This window comes from Streptomyces lunalinharesii (genome assembly GCF_039532155.1).
In the GTDB taxonomy this organism is placed as follows: domain Bacteria; phylum Actinomycetota; class Actinomycetes; order Streptomycetales; family Streptomycetaceae; genus Streptomyces; species Streptomyces lunalinharesii.
Map to the genome: position 1 here is coordinate 247,020 of NZ_BAAARK010000008.1, position 17,801 is coordinate 264,820.

Sequence of the window (17,801 nt, forward strand, 5' to 3'; positions counted from 1 at the left end):
GGTGGCGAGGGGCCGTCGGCAGCGCGTCCGCGGGGCTCCGGTCACCCCTCCCGAGGCGCCCGCACAAGCCCCTCCTGCACCACGGACGCCACCAGGCGCCCGTCCGCCGCGAAGATCCGCCCGGTGCCCAGCCCCCGGCCGCCCCGCGCGGTCGGCGACTCCTGGTCGTAGAGCAGCCACTCGTCGGCCCGCAGCGGCCGGTGGAACCACATGGCGTGGTCGAGGCTGGCGCCCACCACGTCGCCGACCGCCCAGCCGCCGCGGCCGTGGGCCAGCAGCACCGAGTCCAGCAGGGTCATGTCCGAGACGTACGTCACCAGGCAGACGTGCAGCAGCGGCTCGTCCTCCGGGCCGTCCAGCTTGCCGTCGGTGCGGAACCACACCTGGGAGCGCGGTTCGCGGGCCGTGCCGGGGGTGGCGAACGGCGGCTCCTCCACATAGCGCAGGTCGACGGCGGCCCGGGCCTCCAACAGCCGCTGGAGCATGTCCGGTTCGCGGAACCGGTCGGCGTAGCGCGGCAGCAGTTCGGCCTGGGTGGGCAGGGTCAGCGGGTCCGGTGCGGCCGGCATCGGCTCCTGGTGCTCCAGCGCCGCCTCCTCGTGCGCGTGGAAGGACGCAGTGAGGTGGAAGATCGGCTTGCCGTGCTGGACGGCGACGACCCGGCGGGTGGTGAAGGACCGTCCGTCGCGGATCCGGTCGACGGTGTAGACGATGGGCGCGCCGGGGTCGCCGGGGCGCAGGAAGTAGGCGTGCAGCGAGTGCGGGGGCCGGTCGGCGGGGACCGTGCGCCCGGCCGCGACCAGCGCCTGGGCGGCGACCTGGCCGCCGAAGACCCGGGGCACGACCGAGGCCCGGCTCCGGCCGCGGAAGATGTCCTGCTCGATCGGCTCCAGGGCGAGCAGGTCGAGCAGTGACTTCAGTGCGTCGTTCACGTGCGGGGTCCCTGCGCCCTACAGGCCCATGGACTTGGCGATGATGGACTTCATGACCTCGCTGGTGCCGCCGTAGATGCGGTTGACGCGGTTGTCGGCGTAGAGCCGGGCGATCGGGTACTCGTTCATGAAGCCGTAGCCGCCGTGCAGTTGCAGGCAGCGGTCGATGACGCGGTGCGCGACCTCGGTGCAGAACAGCTTGGCGGAGGCGGCCTCGGCGGCGGTCAGCTCGCCGGCGTCGAGGGCCTCCAGGGCGCGGTCGGCGACGGCCTCGGCGGCGTCCACCTCGGCCTGGCAGGCGGCGAGTTCGAACTTGGTGTTCTGGAAGGAGGCGACGGACTTGCCGAAGACGGTGCGCTGCTGGACGTACTCCTGCGCGAACCGCACGGCGGCCTTGGCCTGCGCGTAGGCGCCGAAGGCGATGCCCCAGCGCTCGGAGGGGAGGTTGCGGCCGAGGTAGCCGAAGCCCTTGTTCTCCTCGCCGAGGAGGTCCTCGACGGGCACCTCGACGTCGACGAACGCCAGCTCGGCGGTGTCGGAGACCTTCAGGCCGAGCTTGTCGAGCTTGCGGCCGACGGAGTAGCCCGCGGAGGTGGTGTCGACGGCGAACAGCGAGATGCCGAAGCGGCGGTCGTCCTCGCGCGGCGGGGAGGTGCGGGCGCAGACGATGACGCGGTCCGCGTGCACGCCGCCGGTGATGAAGGTCTTGGCGCCGTTGAGGACGTAGTGCGTGCCGTCCGCCGACAGCTTCGCGGTGGTCTTCATGCCGGCGAGGTCGGAGCCGGTGCCCGGCTCGGTCATCGCCAGGGCCCACATCTCCTCGCCGGAGACGAACTTGGGCAGGAAGCGCTGCTTCTGCGCGTCGGTGGCGAGCATCTGAAGGTACGGCAGGCCGAGCAGCACGTGGACGCCGGAGCCGCCGAAGGAGACGCCGGCGCGGGCGGTCTCCTCGTACATCACGGCCTCGAACTTGTGCGAGTCGATGCCGGCGCCGCCGTACTCCTCGGGCACGCGGATGCCGAAGACGCCCAGCTCGGCGAGCTGGTAGTAGAAGTCGCGGGGCGCCTGCCCGGCGGCGCACCACTCGTCGTAGACGGGGACCACCTCGGCCTCGATGAAGGCGCGCACGGTCGCGCGGAACGCCTCGTGGTCCTCGTCGTACACCGTCCGTCGCATGCCCGGCCTCCTTCACCGCCACAGCTGGCTAAGCGTTTGCTCAGCGCAAGCTACCCGCCGGTCAGCAAGGCTGTCCAGAGGTGGAACGGGCCCGCGGCCCGCCCCCGGAGGGACGGACCGCGGGCCCGGACGCGAGCGGTTCAGCCGGCCCGACGCGCCGCCACCGCGCCGTCCCCGGCCCCCGCGGCCGCCTCGGCGTCCACCGCGCCGAACGCGCCCAGCGCGAGCCGGTGCAGCAGCCGCGCCATCTCCGGGCGCCCCGGCAGCGAGCCCGGGCGCCCCAGGTGCGGGGTGGAGTTCAGCAGCCCGAAGACCGCGTGCACGGCGGCCCGCACCTCGGACTCCGCCGACTCGGCGTGGACCTGCCGGACGACCTGGACCCACAGCTCGACGTACTGCCGCTGGAGCTGCCGGACCCGCTTGCGGTCGGCCTCCCGCAGGCGGTCCAGCTCGCGGTCGTGGAGGGTGATCAGGGGGCGGTCGTCGAGCGCGAAGTCGATGTGCCCGTCGATCAGCGCGTCGAGCACCGCCGCCGGGTTCTCGCCGCCCTCCTCGACCCGCATCCGGCCGCCGGCCAGCAGCCGCTCGCTGATCCCGACGAGGAGTTCGGCGAGCATCGCGTCCTTGCCGGCGAAGTGCCGGTAGAGGCCGGGGCCCGAGATGCCCACGGCCGCCCCTATCTCGTCCACGCCGACGCCGTGGAAGCCGCGCTCCGCGAAGAGCCGGGCGGCCTCCTTGAGGATCTGCTCGCGGCGGCTGGTCGGGGCGGGGGCGTGCGCATTACTCATGCCGTCGATTGTAGACAGGCGGGTTAGTGGTCGTTAACCTGAGGGAAATGAGGTTAACGCCTATTAACCCGCCTGGCCCCGCGACACACCCCGCGGCGCCCGGCGGCCAGCCGACCGAGCGAGGGGGCCCATAGCGATGGAGGCCATCGAGCAGGCACCGGTGCTGACCAGCACCGACGACCCGGCGTCCGACGCCTGGCAGGCCAACGAGGCCGCGCACCGCGAGCTGGCCGACCACCTGCGCGCGAAGCTCGCCGCGGCCCGGCTCGGCGGCGGCGAGAAGGCCCGGGCACGGCACACCGCCCGCGGCAAGCTGCTGCCGCGCGAGCGGGTGGACGCACTGCTGGACCCCGGCTCCCCCTTCCTGGAGCTGGCGCCGCTGGCCGCGGACGGGATGTACGACGGGGCCGCACCGGCCGCCGGGGTGATCGCCGGCATCGGCCGGGTCAGCGGCCGGGAGACCGTGATCGTCGCCAACGACGCCACCGTCAAGGGCGGCACGTACTACCCGATGACCGTCAAGAAGCACCTGCGCGCCCAGGAAGTGGCGCTGGAGAACCGCCTCCCGTGCCTGTACCTCGTCGACTCCGGCGGCGCGTTCCTGCCCATGCAGGACGACGTCTTCCCCGACCGCGAGCACTTCGGGCGGATCTTCTACAACCAGGCCCGGATGTCCGCCGCCCGCATCCCGCAGATCGCCGCGGTCCTCGGCTCCTGCACCGCCGGCGGCGCCTACGTCCCGGCGATGAGCGACGAGGCGGTGATCGTGCGGAACCAAGGCACGATCTTCCTCGGCGGCCCCCCGCTGGTGAAGGCCGCCACCGGCGAGGTGGTCAGCGCCGAGGAACTGGGCGGCGGCGAGGTGCACTCCCGCACCTCCGGCGTCACCGACCACCTCGCGGAGGACGACGCGCACGCCCTGCGGATCGTCCGCACCATCGTCGCCACCCTCGGCGACCGCCCGCCGCTGCCCTGGTCCGTCCGGCCCGTCGAGGAGCCCAAGGCCGACCCCGCCGGGCTCTACGGCGCGGTGCCGGTGGACTCCCGCACGCCCTACGACGTCCGCGAGGTGATCGCCCGGATCGTCGACGGCTCGCGCTTCGCCGAGTTCAAGGCCGAGTACGGCACCACCCTGGTCACCGGCTTCGCCCACGTGCACGGCCACCCGGTGGGCATCGTCGCCAACAACGGCATCCTGTTCTCCGAGTCCGCCCAGAAGGGCGCCCACTTCATCGAGCTGTGCGACCAGCGCGGCATCCCCCTGCTGTTCCTCCAGAACATCTCCGGCTTCATGGTCGGCCGGGACTACGAGGCGGGCGGCATCGCCAAGCACGGCGCGAAGATGGTCACCGCGGTCGCCTGCACCCGTGTCCCCAAGCTGACCGTCGTCGTCGGCGGCTCCTACGGAGCGGGCAACTACTCGATGTGCGGCCGCGCCTACTCCCCCCGCTTCCTGTGGATGTGGCCCAACGCCAAGATCTCGGTGATGGGCGGCGAGCAGGCCGCGTCCGTCCTCGCCACCGTCAAGCGCGACCAGTTGGAGGCGCGCGGCGAGGAGTGGAGCGCGGCGGACGAGGCCGCCTTCAAGGACCCGATCCGCGCCCAGTACGAGACCCAGGGCAACGCCTACTACGCGACCGCCCGACTGTGGGACGACGGCGTCATCGACCCGCTCCAGACCCGCCAGGTGCTCGGCCTGGCGCTGACCGCCTGCGCCAACGCCCCCCTGCCCGGGCGGGACGACGCGGCGCCGGCCTTCGGCGTCTTCCGGATGTGAGAGGACCTATGACCAGCTTCGACACCGGCCCGTTCGACACCGTCCTGGTCGCCAACCGCGGGGAGATCGCGGTCCGCGTCATCAGGACGCTGCGCACCCTCGGCATCCGCTCGGTCGCCGTGTACAGCGACGCGGACGCCGACGCCCGGCACGTCCACGAGGCGGACACCGCGGTCCGGATCGGCCCGGCCCCGGCCACCGAGAGCTACCTGTCCGTGCCGCGCCTGCTGGACGCCGCCGCGCGCACCGGCGCCCGGGCCGTCCACCCCGGCTACGGCTTCCTCGCCGAGAACGCCGCCTTCGCCCGCGCCTGCACCGACGCCGGGCTGGTGTTCATCGGCCCGCCCGCGGACGCCATCGACCTGATGGGCGACAAGATCCGGGCCAAGGAGACGGTCCGCGCGGCCGGCGTCCCGGTCGTCCCCGGCTCCTCCGGCAGCGGCCTGAGCGACGCGGAACTCGCCGCCGCGGCCCGGGAGATCGGCATGCCGGTGCTCCTCAAGCCGTCCGCAGGCGGCGGCGGCAAGGGCATGCGCCTGGTCCACGAGGCCGACCGGCTCGCCGACGAGATCGCCGCCGCCCGCCGCGAGGCCCGCTCGTCCTTCGGGGACGACACCCTGCTGGTGGAGCGGTGGATCGACCGGCCCCGGCACATCGAGATCCAGGTGCTGGCCGACGGCCACGGCAACGTCCTCCACCTCGGCGAGCGCGAATGCTCCCTCCAACGCCGCCACCAGAAGATCATCGAGGAGGCGCCCTCGGTCCTGCTCGACGCGGCCACCCGGGCCGCGATGGGCGAGGCGGCCGTCCAGGCGGCCCGCTCCTGCGGCTACCGCGGCGCCGGCACCGTCGAGTTCATCGTCCCCGGCAAGGACCCGGCCGGCTACTGCTTCATGGAGATGAACACCCGCCTCCAAGTGGAGCACCCGGTCACCGAGATGACGGTGTCCTTCGACCCGACGGGCGCCGGGGGCGGGCTGGACCTCGTCGAATGGCAGCTGCGGATCGCCGCCGGGGAGCACCTCCCCTACGCCCAGGAGCACCTGTCGTTCACCGGGCACGCCATCGAGGCCCGGATCTGCGCCGAGGACCCGTCCCGCGACTTCCTGCCCACCGGCGGCACCGTGCTCACCCTGCGCGAGCCGGCCGGCGACGGCACCCGCACCGACTCCGGGCTCTCCGAAGGCGCCGAGGTCGGCAGCCGGTACGACCCGATGCTCGCCAAGGTCATCGCGTACGGCCCGGACCGGGCGAGCGCCCTGCGCAAGCTGCGGGCCGCGCTGGCCGCCACCGTCACCCTCGGCGTCCCGACCAACGCCGGCTTCCTGCGCCGCCTGCTCGCCCACCCGGACGTGGTGTCCGGCGAGTTGGACACCGGGCTCGTCGAGCGGGTGGCGGCCGACCTGGTGCCCACCACCGTCCCGGACGAGGTGTACGCGGCGGCCGCCGCGGTCCGGCAGGCCGCCCTGGAGCCGGCGGCCGACGTCGCCGGCTGGCGCGACCCGTTCGCCGCCCCGACCGGCTTCCGGCTCGGCGGCGAGCCCGCCCCGGTCCGGCACTGGCTGCGCGTCCCCGGGCACGACCCGGTGGCGTACGACGTCCGACCCGGCGTCGCCCCGGAGCGGTTCGAGGTCACCGCGGACGCGGTGCGGGTCACCGTGGACGGCATCCGGCACGCCTTCCACCGCGGCGGCCACTGGCTGGGCCGGGACGGCGACGCCTGGCACGTCACCGACCACGACCCGGTGGCCGAGGCACTGCGGGAGGCCGCCCGCGGGCACGGGGTGGACACCCTCGCCGCCCCGATGCCCGGCACCGTCACCGTCGTCAAGGTGGCCGTCGGCGACGAGGTCACCGCCGGGCAGGGCCTGCTGGTGGTGGAGGCGATGAAGATGGAGCACGTGATCTCCGCGCCGCACGCCGGGACGGTCACCGCACTCGACGTCACCCCCGGCAGCACGGTCGCCATGGACCAGGTGCTGGCCGTCGTCGCCCCGCACGAGGACGCCACCGGCGGCGACCCCGGGGACGCCGGGACGCCGGCCCCCGGCACGGACGAGGAGGCGACGGCATGACCACCGACGGCGCACCGGCGAGGGCACTGCCCATGGAGGTGACCGCGGAGGGCCTGCCCACCCGCGTGCGGATCCACGAGGTCGGCCCGCGCGACGGCCTCCAAAACGAGCAGGCGGTGGTCCCCACCGAGGTCAAGGCGGAGTTCATCCACCGGCTGGCCGCCGCCGGCCTGCCGGTCGTCGAGGCGACCAGCTTCGTGCACCCCAAGTGGGTGCCCCAACTCGCCGACGCCGAGCGGCTGTTCCCGATGCTGGCCGACCTCGATCCGCGGCACCTGCCGGTGCTGGTGCCCAACGAACGGGGCCTGGACCGCGCCCTGGCGCTGGGCGCCCGCCGGATCGCGGTGTTCGCCAGCGCCACCGAGTCGTTCGCCCGGGCCAACCTCAACCGCACCGTCGACGAGGCGCTGGCGATGTTCGAACCGGTCGTCCGGCGGGCCCGGGACGAGAAGGTGCACGTCCGCGGCTACCTGTCGATGTGCTTCGGCGACCCGTGGGAGGGCCGGGTGCCGATCGCCCAGGTCGTCCGGGTCTGCCGGGCCCTGTTCGACCTGGGCTGCGACGAGCTGAGCCTGGGCGACACCATCGGCGTGGCCACGCCCGGCCACGTCCAGCACCTGCTCGCCGCGCTCAACGAGGCCGGCGTGCCCACCTCCCGGCTGGGCGTCCACTTCCACGACACCTACGGCCAGGCCCTGGCCAACACCTTCGCCGCGCTCCAGCACGGCGTCACCACCGTCGACGCCTCGGCGGGCGGCCTGGGCGGCTGCCCGTACGCCAAGAGCGCCACCGGCAACCTCGCCACCGAAGACCTCGTGTGGATGCTGCACGGCCTCGGCATCGAGACCGGCGTCGATCTGGAACGGCTGACCGGGACCAGCGTGTGGCTGGCCGGCGTCCTCGGCCGTCCCAGCCCCTCGCGCACCGTCCGCGCCCTCTCCCACAAGGAGTGAGTGACCCATGTCCCTGGACCACCGCCTGCCCGACGAGTTGGAAGAACTCCGGCGCACGGTCGAGGCGTTCGCACACGACGTCGTCGCCCCGGAGATCGGCGCGTACTACGAGCAGCACGCCTTCCCGTACGACATCGTCCGCCAGATGGGCCAGATGGGCCTGTTCGGGCTGCCGTTCCCCGAGGAGTACGGCGGCATGGGCGGCGACTACCTGGCACTGGGCATCGCGCTGGAGGAGCTGGCCCGGGTCGACTCCTCCGTGGCGATCACCCTGGAGGCCGGGGTCTCGCTCGGCGCCATGCCGATCCACCGCTTCGGCACCGAGGAGCAGAAGCGGGAGTGGCTGCCGAAGCTGTGCAGCGGCGAGGTGCTCGGCGCGTTCGGCCTCACCGAACCGGACGGCGGCTCGGACGCCGGCGCGACCCGCACCACCGCGGTGCGGGACGACAACGGGGACTGGGTGATCAACGGCAGCAAGTGCTTCATCACCAACTCCGGCACCGACATCACCGGCCTGGTGACGGTCACCGCGGTCACCGGCCGCAAGGACGACGGCTCCCCGCTGATCTCCGCGATCATCGTGCCGGCCGGCACCCCCGGCTTCACGGTCGCCGCCCCGTACTCCAAGGTCGGCTGGAACGCCTCGGACACCCGCGAGCTGTCCTTCTCCGACGTCCGCGTCCCGGCCGCCAACCTCCTCGGCGAGGAGGGCCGCGGCTACGCGCAGTTCCTGCGGACCCTCGACGAGGGCCGGGTCGCCATCGCCGCGCTGGCCACCGGCCTGGCCCAGGGCTGCGTGGACGAGTCGGTGCGGTACGCCAAGGAACGCCGGGCGTTCGGCCGGCCGATCGGCGCCAACCAGGCCATCCAGTTCAAGCTGGCCGACATGGAGCTGCGCGCCCACACCTCCCGGCTGGCCTGGCGCCACGCCGCGTCCCGGCTGGTGCATGGCGAGACGTTCAAGAAGGAGGCCGCGCTCGCCAAGCTCTACTCCTCCGAGATCGCGGTGGACAACGCCCGCGAGGCCACCCAGATCCACGGCGGCTACGGCTTCATGAACGAGTACCCGGTCGCCCGGATGTGGCGGGACGCCAAGATCCTGGAGATCGGCGAGGGCACCAGCGAGGTCCAACGCATGCTCATCGCCCGCGAGTTGGGCTTCTAGGCGGGAACCCGACGCCGCCGACCGGCGGCCGCCCGCACCGCCGGGGGCGCACCCCTCCGGGGCGGGCGAACGGATCCCGTAGGGGGCGGCGGCGCCCCCTGTGGACCACAACGCGGCGGGCCCGGGAGGGAATTCCCGGGCCCGCCGCGCCGCCCCGACGCATCACCGCGTCACCGCATCACCGCATCACCGCGCCGGCCACGCCACTTCCGGCGCCCGGTAGTAGTCGATGCCCTGGGCGTCCCACCGCGGACCCTGCGCGGCCAGCCGCACCCGGTACGCGTCCCAGCCGTGCGCCCGGGCCGGCGACCAGCCCAGCTCGGCGATGCCCGGCAGCCGCGGGAACGCCAGGTACTCGATGTTCGCGGAGGTCGTCAGGGTCTCCGACCACAGCGGCGCCTCGACGCCGGCGACCGCCGCGCCGGGCACGCCGGCCAGGTAGCTCCCCGGGTCCCAGTCGTAGGCCCGCCGGACGTCCACGTAGCCGGCCCAGGCCAGGCCCAGCGGGCTGTCCTTGTCGTACTTCATGTCGAGGTAGGCCCGGTCGGCGGGCGAGAGGATCAGCCCCGTCCCGCGCTTCGCCGCGTCGACGACCTGCTGCCGTTCCTGGGCGCCCGTCTTGTCGTAGCCCCAGTACTGGGCGAGGGCGCCCTTCACCGGGTGGGCCCCGGTCAGCTGGTGCCAGCCGATCACCGTCTTGCCGTACTTGGCGACCACCGGCTGCACCTTGTCCATGAAGGCGACGTAGTCCGCGTGGGCGGTGGAGTGCGCCTCGTCTCCGCCGATGTGGAGGTAGCGGCCGGGGGTGAGCGCGGCGATCTCCCGGATGACGTCGTCGACGAAGTCGTAGGTGACCTTCTTGGGCACGCACAGCGAGCTGAAGCCGACCTTGGTGCCGGTGTAGAGCGGCGGCGCCTCCCCGTTGCAGTTGAGGTCGGCGTAGGAGGCGAGCGCGGCGTTGGTGTGGCCGGGCACGTCGATCTCGGGGATCACGGTCAGGTACCGGCTGGCGGCGTAGCGGACGATCTCGCGGTAGTCGTCCTTGCTGTAGTGGCCGCCGGGGCCGCCGCCGACCTGGGTGCTGCCGCCGTAGGTCGCCAGCCGCGGCCAGGAGTCGATCGCGATCCGCCAGCCCTGGTCGTCGGAGAGGTGCAGGTGCAGCTTGTTGATCTTGTATTGGGCGAGCTGGTCGATGTACCGCTTGACCTGCTCGACGGTGAAGAAGTGCCGGGAGACGTCGAGCATCGCCCCGCGGTAGGCGTAGCGGGGGGCGTCGGAGATCGTCCCGCCGGCGATCCGCCAGGGGCCGGGCTGCCGGCTCTTCTTCTCGACGGCGGCCGGCAGCAGCTGGCGCAGGGTCTGGACGCCGTGGAAGAGGCCGGCCGGGCGGGCGGCGCTGATGGTGAGCGCGCGACCGCCGGAGGTCAGCCGGTAGCCCTCCGCGCCGAGGCCGCGGGTGTCCCGGCCGCCGAGCCGGAAGACGATGCCGTCCGCGCCGCCGCGGGTGGTGACCGGCAGCGCGAAGCCGGTGGCCGGCCGCAGCAGTCCCGCCAGGTAGCCGGCGATCTGCCGGGCCTCGCCGGAGTTGCCGGGCACCCTGATCCGGGTGCCCGCGCCGAGGGTGAAGGCGTCGCCGGCCGGGCGGACCGAGGCGGGGGCCGGGATCACCCGGTCCAGCGGCGTGGCGGCCAGGGCCGCGGTGGCCGGCCGCGGCACGGCGGCGGTCACCGTGCCGGCCGCCGCGACCAGGAGCAGGGAGAAGAGGAGTCTGCGTCGTCTCATGGGCGGTCCCTTCGGCGAGCTTCGTCAGCGGCACGTTCTGCGGGGCGTTCGGCGGGCGACGCACCCGGGGGCGCACGTTCTGCATGGCGTGGAGCGACCGGATGGTGACCATGCGTACCGTGCGCCCGGTTACCGGTCAAGGTGTAGACCAGTTTCCGGGCGCGTTCGGCACCACCTGCCCGATATCGGGCAGGTTTCTTGCGATTCTCCGCTCGGCCCCGCAATATCGACGGGTGCTCGAACGCCGTCCGTCCCACGAGGACCTCATCGACCACCTGGTCCGCAGCACGCCGCTCCACCGCGGCGAGGCGACCCGGGTGGTGCTGGACGTGCTGGCGTACTTCGACGAGAGCACGGAGGGGTTCGTCCGCCGCAGACACCGCGAGCTGCAGTCCCAGGGACTGCGGAACGAGGCGATCTTCGAGCGGATCGCACACGAGCTGCCGCACCGCGCCGTGTCCCCACCACCGCTCTCGCTGCGCCAGCTGCGCCGCCTGGTCTACGGCTGACGGCCGCGACGCCACCGGACCGCAGCCCCGGACGGGTCGAGGACGGCCGGGCACCCACCACGCCAACCAGAAGGGTCACCGTATGTGCGGGATCGTCGGATACATCGGCAAGCGCGACGTCGCGCCGCTGCTCCTTGAGGGCCTCCAGCGCCTGGAGTACCGCGGCTACGACTCGGCCGGCATCGCCATCCACGCCAAGGGCACCGGCAAGGCCGCGGGCGGCCTGAAGACCGCCAAGGCCAAGGGCCGGGTCCGGGAGCTGGAGTCCCGCCTGCCGAAGCGCTTCGCGGGCTCCACCGGCATCGCGCACACCCGCTGGGCCACCCACGGCGCCCCCACCGACGAGAACGCCCACCCGCACCTCGACACCGAGGGCAAGGTCGCCCTCGTCCACAACGGCATCATCGACAACGCCGCCGAGCTGCGCGCCCGGCTGACCGCCGACGGGGTGGAGTTCGCCTCCGAGACCGACACCGAGGTGCTGGCCCACCTGATCGGCCGCTCCACCGCCCCGACGCTGGAGGAGAAGGTCCGCGAGGCCCTCCGCCACATCGAGGGCACCTACGGCATCGCCGTGCTGCACGCCGACTTCGCCGACCGCATCGTGGTCGCCCGCAACGGCTCCCCGGTCGTCCTGGGCATCGGCGAGCACGAGATGTTCGTCTCCTCCGACGTCGCCGCGCTGGTCTCGCACACCCGCCAGGTCGTCACCCTCGACGACGGCGAGATGGCCACCCTCAAGGCCGACGACTACCGCACGTACACCACCGAGGGCTCCCGCACCACGGCGACGCCGGAGACCGTCGAGTACGCGGCCGAGTCCTACGACCTGGGCGGCCACGACACGTACATGCACAAGGAGATCTCCGAGCAGGCGGAGGCGGTGGACCGGGCGCTGCGCGGCCGGATCGACGACCGCTTCTCCACCGTCCACCTCGGCGGCCTCAACCTCGACGCCCGCGAGGCGCGCGCGGTGCGCCGGGTGAAGATCCTCGGCTGCGGCACCTCGTACCACGCCGGCCAGATCGGCGCCCAGATGATCGAGGAGCTGGCCCGCATCCCCTCGGACGCCGAGCCGGCCTCCGAGTTCCGCTACCGCAACCCGGTCGTGGACCCCGACACCCTCTACGTCGCCGTCTCCCAGTCCGGTGAGACCTACGACGTGCTGGCCGCCGTCCAGGAGCTCAAGCGCAAGGGCGCCCGGGTGCTGGGCCTGGTCAACGTGGTCGGTTCGGCGATCGCCCGGGAGACCGACGGCGGCATCTACGTGCACGCCGGCCCCGAGGTGTGCGTGGTCTCCACCAAGTGCTTCACCAACATGGTGGTCTCCTTCGCGCTGCTCGCCCTGCACCTGGGCCGGATCCGGGACCTGTCGGTCGCGGACGGCAAGCGGATCATCGAGGGCCTGCGCAAGCTGCCCGGCCAGATCGACGAGATCCTCAAGGACGAGGACGAGATCAAGAAGCTCTCGGCGCTGTACGCCGACGCCAAGTCGATGATGTTCATCGGCCGGGTGCGCGGCTACCCGGTGGCCCGCGAGGCGTCCCTGAAGCTCAAGGAGGTCTCGTACATCCACGCCGAGGCGTACCCGGCCTCGGAGCTCAAGCACGGCCCGCTGGCGCTCATCGAGCCGGCGATGCCGACGGTCGCGATCGTGCCCGACGACGACCTGCTGGAGAAGAACCGCGCCGCGCTGGAGGAGATCAAGGCCCGCAGCGGCCGGATCCTCGCCGTCGCCCACCAGGAGCAGGAGAAGGCCGACCACACCATCGTGGTGCCGAAGAACGAGCCCGAGCTGGACCCGATCCTGATGGGCATCCCGCTCCAACTCCTCGCCTACCACACGGCATTGGCGCTCGGCCGGGACATCGACAAGCCCCGCAACCTCGCCAAGTCGGTGACGGTGGAATAGGCCCGCAGGACAAAGGCGCTGGCTCCGCGCGCGTGCCACCGTACGCGCGCGGAGCCGGCGCCTCCCCTTTGCCGGCGTCGCCCATTACGCCGGCGGGATGCCGCCGCCCCGGGACCCGTCACTTCCCGACCGACAGCACGTCGTCGTGACCGTTTTCTACCCGCCACCGACGTGCGGCCAACCCTCGGACGGCAACCGGGCACCCGCCGCCCGCAAATCCCCATGACGCCCCCTCAACTGTGGACATGTCGCAAAGAGCCGATCAACGAGGGGCCCGCACACGGGAGTTCGACTCCGTCACGGACGGGACGGAGCCGGGCGTCGGCGTCAGGGAATGACCATGACCGGACGCTGCGCGCGGCGGGCCAACCGACCGGCCACCGAGCCGAAGATCCGGCCGACCAGGCCGTGCGTGGAGCCGACCACGATCGCGTCGGCCTCGTACTCCCGGCCGACCTCCTCCAACTCGTGGCAGATGTCGCCGCCGCGCTCGACGAGGATCCAGGGGACCTCGGCCAGGTGGTCGGCGCAGGCGAGCTCCAGCCCGAGCACCTCGGTGCGGTGGTCGGGGACGTCCACGAAGACCGGGGGTTCGCAGCCCGCCCACACCGTCGTCGGCAGCCGGTTGGCCACGTGGACGATGATCAGGCCGGAGCCGTGACGCCGCGCCATTCCGATTGCATACGCCAACGCGCGCTCGCTCGACGTGGAGCCGTCGAAGCCGACCACGACGCCGTGCCGGAAGGCGGGATCGCAGGAGTGGTGCTTCTGTTCCACCGCTTCGAGGTCCGCCATCGGATCGGCGACCTGCTTGCGGTCCGCGGGTTCAGGGATTTCGTGACCGGCCATGGGTGTCTCGGCGAGAACGTCCTCTTGCGGAGGGGCGAACGGGGAACGGCGATTGACTTGATCCGGCAGTTGACCTGGGCGGCTCGATCAAGGAGCGAGAGCCTTAGTTCAAAGAGGAACGATACGACTGGGAATCATCTTTCCAAGCCGATACCCCAAGAGTACGGCGCTACTCCTCTGCTGCCCAGAACGCCCACGGGCCTCCGGCGCACCCCCACGGGGCGGTCCGGGGCCGCAAGCGTTCCCCGGAGCATGCCGGAGCGTGGCGCGGATGGCAATGCCCCGTCCTGCCCCCGTACGTACCCCCGGCGGCGCCCCGCGCGCCTCGGTGGCGCCGTCCGCGCCGCCCGACCGCGGTGATCCCCATCGTGCCGCCGCCGCACCGGAGATCACTCGACCCGGTGAGCGGCGTCGTGCCTCCGGATGCGCCCGACCGCACCCCGGCGACCGACTCCTTGATCACCGAGCGGATCCCGCGGGACCGACGCGGGCCGCACCGGCACCGGCCCCACCGAGGCGGCCGACGGCCACCGGGGACCCTCACCCCCACCCCGCCGGACGCGCCCGCCCAACGGTGCTTGACCCCCGAAACACTAGATGGACATAAGCGAACAGATAGGTACGTAAAGGCAAGGGGGCGGACACCTCTACAGGGGGCGTACGCCGGTCGTTTGGGGGCTCCGCAAGTCTGCACACGACCGTTTTCAGCCAACTTCCGGCCCCTACCCACCCCATGCCCTGGACCCCCCTCAACCCCGGCGTGAGCAGGGAGGAAAGGACCGCTGGGCATGGTTGTGCCCTACTGCGAACGGGCAGAGCCGAGACGCGCACTTCCCATGCAGGCCCGACGAGTGGAACGCTTCGTGATCGAATGCTTCGCGCCAAGTTGCCATATCGACATACCAGTGGGTGGTGAACTTGGCACTCCATCCTCACGGGACACAGTAGATTCGATCTTGGTCAGTGACGGCGGGGGAACTGTGCAGGACCGAGAGGGCGAGACGACCGAGGGGGGCTTAAGTGCCATGAGCCAGGACTCCGCTGCCGTACCAGATGCCGCACGCAAGCTCGCCGCCCGACGACGCCGCGAAATAGTCGCGGTGCTCCTCTTCAGCGGCGGCCCCATTTTCGAGAGCTCCATTCCGCTCTCGGTCTTCGGCATCGACCGCCAAGACGCCGGCGTTCCGAGGTACCGGCTACTTGTGTGCGCTGGCGAAGATGCGCCTTTGCGCACGACTGGGGGGCTCGAACTGTCAGCCCCCTACGGGCTGGAGGCGATTTCCCGCGCCGGGACGGTCGTCGTACCGGCCTGGCGTTCCATCACCCAGGCTCCGCCACCCGCGGCGCTCGACGCCCTGCGTCGCGCGCACGAGGAAGGGGCCAGGATCGTCGGGCTGTGCACGGGGGCGTTCGTCCTCGCCGCAGCCGGACTGCTCGACGGCCGACCGGCCACCACCCACTGGATGTACGCACCGACGCTCGCCAAGCGTTACCCGTCCGTCCACGTGGACCCGCGTGAGCTCTTCGTCGACGACGGCGACGTGCTCACGTCCGCGGGCACCGCGGCAGGCATCGACCTGTGCCTGCACATCGTCCGCACCGACCACGGCGCCGACGCGGCCAACGCGCTGGCCCGCCGGCTGGTGGTCCCGCCCCGGCGGACCGCGTCCGACCTCGGGCACCAGCGCTACCTCGACAGGTCGTTACCTGAAGAGATCGGCGCCGACCCGCTCGCCGAGGTCGTCGCCTGGGCGCTGGAGCACCTCCACGAGCAGTTCGACGTGGAGACGCTGGCGGCCCGCGCGTACATGAGCCGGCGCACCTTCGACCGGCGGTTCCGCTCCCTCACGGGCAGCGCGCCGCTCCAGTGGCTGATCACCCAGCGGGTCCTCCAGGCCCAGCGGCTGCTGGAGACCTCCGACTATTCGGTGGACGAGGTCGCCGGGCGCTGCGGGTTCCGCTCGCCGGTCGCGCTGCGCGGCCACTTCCGGCGGCAGCTGGGCGCCTCGCCCGCGGCCTACCGGGCGGCCTACCGCGCCCGCCGGCCGCAGAGCGGCGCGCCCGAACCGGCACTGCGTCCGGAGCGGGCCGAGCGTCCGGAGCGCGAGCGCGCGACGCTGGGCGGCGAGCGGTTCTCCGCCGCCGCACTGAGCGGGCACGCGCTCGCCGCCGAGGCGGTGGAGGCGGGCAAGCCCCAACCGGAGGGGTACGCCGCACGGCTGCCGGAGACCCCGGTCGGCCGAGGGGCCGGCCGCCCCGTGCTGCCCGGCCAGCGGGAGCGCCCCGTAGGGTGAGACGCATGAACGATCGCATGGTGTGGATCGACTGCGAGATGACCGGACTCTCGCTGGCGAACGACGCGCTTATCGAGGTGGCCGCCCTGGTCACCGACTCGGAGCTGAACGTGCTGGGTGACGGCATCGATGTGGTGATCCGTCCCCCGGCCGAGGCGCTGACCACCATGCCGGAGGTGGTGCGGCAGATGCACACCGCCTCCGGGCTGCTGGCCGAGCTGGACACCGGGACGACGCTCGAGGAGGCCGAGGCACAGGTGCTGGCTTACATCAAGCAGCACGTGCCGGAGCCGGGCAAGGCACCGCTGTGCGGGAACTCCGTCGGCACCGACCGCGGCTTCCTGCTGCGCGACATGCCGACCCTGGAGAGCTACCTGCACTACCGGATCGTCGATGTGTCGTCCGTGAAGGAACTGGCCCGGCGCTGGTTCCCGCGGGCGTACTTCAACAGTCCGGACAAGAACGGCAACCACCGGGCGCTGGCCGACATCCGTGAATCCATCGCGGAGTTGCGCTACTACCGGGAGGCCGTGTTCGTGCCGCAGCCGGGGCCGGATTCGGAGACCGCGAAGGCCATCGCGGCCAAGCACAAGCTGCCCGCCGAACCGGAGACGGCAGCACAGTGACACAGCTCGCTCCCGGGCACGCGAAACCTGGGAGCGAGCACCCCTCCGGAGCCTGTACACTTTTTCTCAGCCGGTGGGGAAAAGGAACCACACAGCACCGGTCTTGGTGGGTATAGCTCAGCTGGTAGAGCACCTGGTTGTGGTCCAGGATGTCGCGGGTTCGAGTCCCGTTACTCACCCCAGCATCAAGGCCCCCGATCTTCGGATCGGGGGCCTTCGGTGTTTCCGGGTCAGATGCCGCCGCCGGCACCGGCGGCGCCGCACGGCTCAGTAGCCGACGGTGTACCGCTCACCGACGTGACGGGGCTGCTCGACCTCGTCGAGGACGGCCACCGCGTAGTCCTCGGCGGAGATCCGGCTGCTGCCGTCCGCGGCGACGATCAGGTCGTCGGTGGCGGTGCGGTAGCTGCCGGTGCGCTCGCCGGGCGCGATGGTGGCGGCCGGGCTGAGGTTGGTCCAGCGGACGTCGGAGACGGTGCGGTAGAAGTCCAGCGCGTCGCCGTGCGCGTGCATGATCTGCAGCAGCGGGACGGGCAGGCCCTCGGCGTCCCAGACCTGGGTGCCGTCGGGCTTGCGGAGCGAACCGGCGCCGCCGACCGTGATCAGGCGGGGCGCGTCGCCGCCCAGCCGCCGCACCCCCTCGACGAGCGCCTCGGCGGCCGGCCGGATGGTGGCGATGTGGCCGGCGCCGTCGCCGCCGCCGACCGCGCTGACCACCACATCCTGGCCCTTGGCCACCTCGGTGACGGACTCCGAGTCGAGCGCGTCGCCGTAGACCACGGTGAGGGCCGGGTGGGTCACGGTGACCTTCGCGGGGTCGCGGACCACCGCGGTGACCTGGTGGCCGCGGCGCAGTGCCTCGTCGAGGATGCGGCTGCCGATGGTGCCGTTGGCCCCGAACAGAGCGATCTTGGACATGGTGGGTTCTCCCGGTGGTTCGGTGCGGGCTAGGTGTGCCCGGGG

At 72.5% G+C, this 17,801-nt stretch carries 14 protein-coding genes and 1 tRNA gene; 9 read left to right on the top strand and 6 right to left on the bottom strand.

Translation table 11 applies throughout. The features are described from left to right. Positions 1-41: 41 nt before the first annotated feature. From ABD385_RS15790 to ABD385_RS15800, 3 genes are all read right to left on the bottom strand, one after another. Positions 42-932: an acyl-CoA thioesterase gene (locus ABD385_RS15790; protein ID WP_344576039.1), complete on the bottom strand. Its 891-nt coding sequence runs from the start codon at positions 930-932 to the stop codon at positions 42-44. 18 nt (positions 933-950) lie between these two features. Beyond that, positions 951-2,108, bottom strand: coding sequence for an acyl-CoA dehydrogenase family protein (locus tag ABD385_RS15795; protein WP_344576042.1), 1,158 nt, complete (start codon positions 2,106-2,108; stop codon positions 951-953). 140 nt (positions 2,109-2,248) lie between these two features. Then, entirely contained in the window at positions 2,249-2,896 is a 648-nt protein-coding gene (locus tag ABD385_RS15800; protein WP_344576045.1) for an SACE_7040 family transcriptional regulator, read from the bottom strand. A gap of 145 nt (positions 2,897-3,041) precedes the next feature. Between ABD385_RS15800 and ABD385_RS15805 the strand changes: the two genes are divergently transcribed. Genes ABD385_RS15805 through ABD385_RS15820 form a run of 4 tightly spaced genes read left to right on the top strand, consistent with a single transcriptional unit; the run spans position 3,042 to position 8,866 of the window. Beyond that, the gene (locus ABD385_RS15805) at positions 3,042-4,673 is read left to right on the top strand and encodes a carboxyl transferase domain-containing protein (protein WP_344576155.1); all 1,632 of its coding nucleotides are present in this window, start codon (positions 3,042-3,044) and stop codon (positions 4,671-4,673) included. A gap of 8 nt (positions 4,674-4,681) precedes the next feature. Next, positions 4,682-6,748, top strand: coding sequence for an ATP-binding protein (locus ABD385_RS15810; RefSeq protein ID WP_344576046.1), 2,067 nt, complete (start codon positions 4,682-4,684; stop codon positions 6,746-6,748). Beyond that, entirely contained in the window at positions 6,745-7,701 is a 957-nt protein-coding gene (locus tag ABD385_RS15815; RefSeq protein WP_344576048.1) for a hydroxymethylglutaryl-CoA lyase, read from the top strand. Before ABD385_RS15810 ends, ABD385_RS15815 begins: the two co-directional genes overlap by 4 nt. Positions 7,702-7,708: 7 nt before the next feature. Further along, entirely contained in the window at positions 7,709-8,866 is a 1,158-nt protein-coding gene (locus ABD385_RS15820) for an acyl-CoA dehydrogenase family protein (RefSeq protein ID WP_344576049.1), read from the top strand. 186 nt (positions 8,867-9,052) lie between these two features. Here ABD385_RS15820 and ABD385_RS15825 read toward each other — a convergent pair whose 3' ends face one another. Further along, positions 9,053-10,648, bottom strand: a complete 1,596-nt coding sequence (locus ABD385_RS15825; RefSeq protein ID WP_344576051.1) for a beta-N-acetylhexosaminidase — start codon at positions 10,646-10,648, stop codon at positions 9,053-9,055. Positions 10,649-10,881: 233 nt separating this feature from the next. Here ABD385_RS15825 and ABD385_RS15830 point away from each other — a divergent pair, with 233 nt between their 5' ends. After that, complete coding sequence (locus ABD385_RS15830; RefSeq protein WP_344576053.1) at positions 10,882-11,157, top strand: hypothetical protein; 276 nt, start codon at positions 10,882-10,884, stop codon at positions 11,155-11,157. An 82-nt stretch (positions 11,158-11,239) separates the two neighbouring features. Further along, on the top strand, positions 11,240-13,069 hold the full coding sequence (glmS, locus tag ABD385_RS15835) for a glutamine--fructose-6-phosphate transaminase (isomerizing) (RefSeq protein WP_344576055.1): 1,830 nt from the start codon (positions 11,240-11,242) through the stop codon (positions 13,067-13,069). A gap of 327 nt (positions 13,070-13,396) precedes the next feature. Here glmS and ABD385_RS15840 read toward each other — a convergent pair whose 3' ends face one another. After that, the gene (locus tag ABD385_RS15840) at positions 13,397-13,918 is read right to left on the bottom strand and encodes a universal stress protein (protein ID WP_016574539.1); all 522 of its coding nucleotides are present in this window, start codon (positions 13,916-13,918) and stop codon (positions 13,397-13,399) included. A gap of 1,025 nt (positions 13,919-14,943) precedes the next feature. Between ABD385_RS15840 and ABD385_RS15845 the strand changes: the two genes are divergently transcribed. The 3 genes from ABD385_RS15845 to ABD385_RS15855 all read left to right on the top strand — a co-directional run bounded on the left by ABD385_RS15845 (position 14,944) and on the right by ABD385_RS15855 (position 17,020). After that, entirely contained in the window at positions 14,944-16,212 is a 1,269-nt protein-coding gene (locus ABD385_RS15845; RefSeq protein WP_037634766.1) for a GlxA family transcriptional regulator, read from the top strand. Between the two features lie 5 nt (positions 16,213-16,217). Beyond that, positions 16,218-16,838, top strand: coding sequence for an oligoribonuclease (gene orn, locus ABD385_RS15850; protein ID WP_344576057.1), 621 nt, complete (start codon positions 16,218-16,220; stop codon positions 16,836-16,838). A gap of 106 nt (positions 16,839-16,944) precedes the next feature. Continuing rightward, positions 16,945-17,020, top strand: a tRNA-His gene (locus tag ABD385_RS15855). An 85-nt stretch (positions 17,021-17,105) separates the two neighbouring features. Here ABD385_RS15855 and ABD385_RS15860 read toward each other — a convergent pair. Beyond that, complete coding sequence (locus ABD385_RS15860; protein WP_344576058.1) at positions 17,106-17,756, bottom strand: NAD(P)-dependent oxidoreductase; 651 nt, start codon at positions 17,754-17,756, stop codon at positions 17,106-17,108. Positions 17,757-17,801 lie beyond the last annotated feature (45 nt).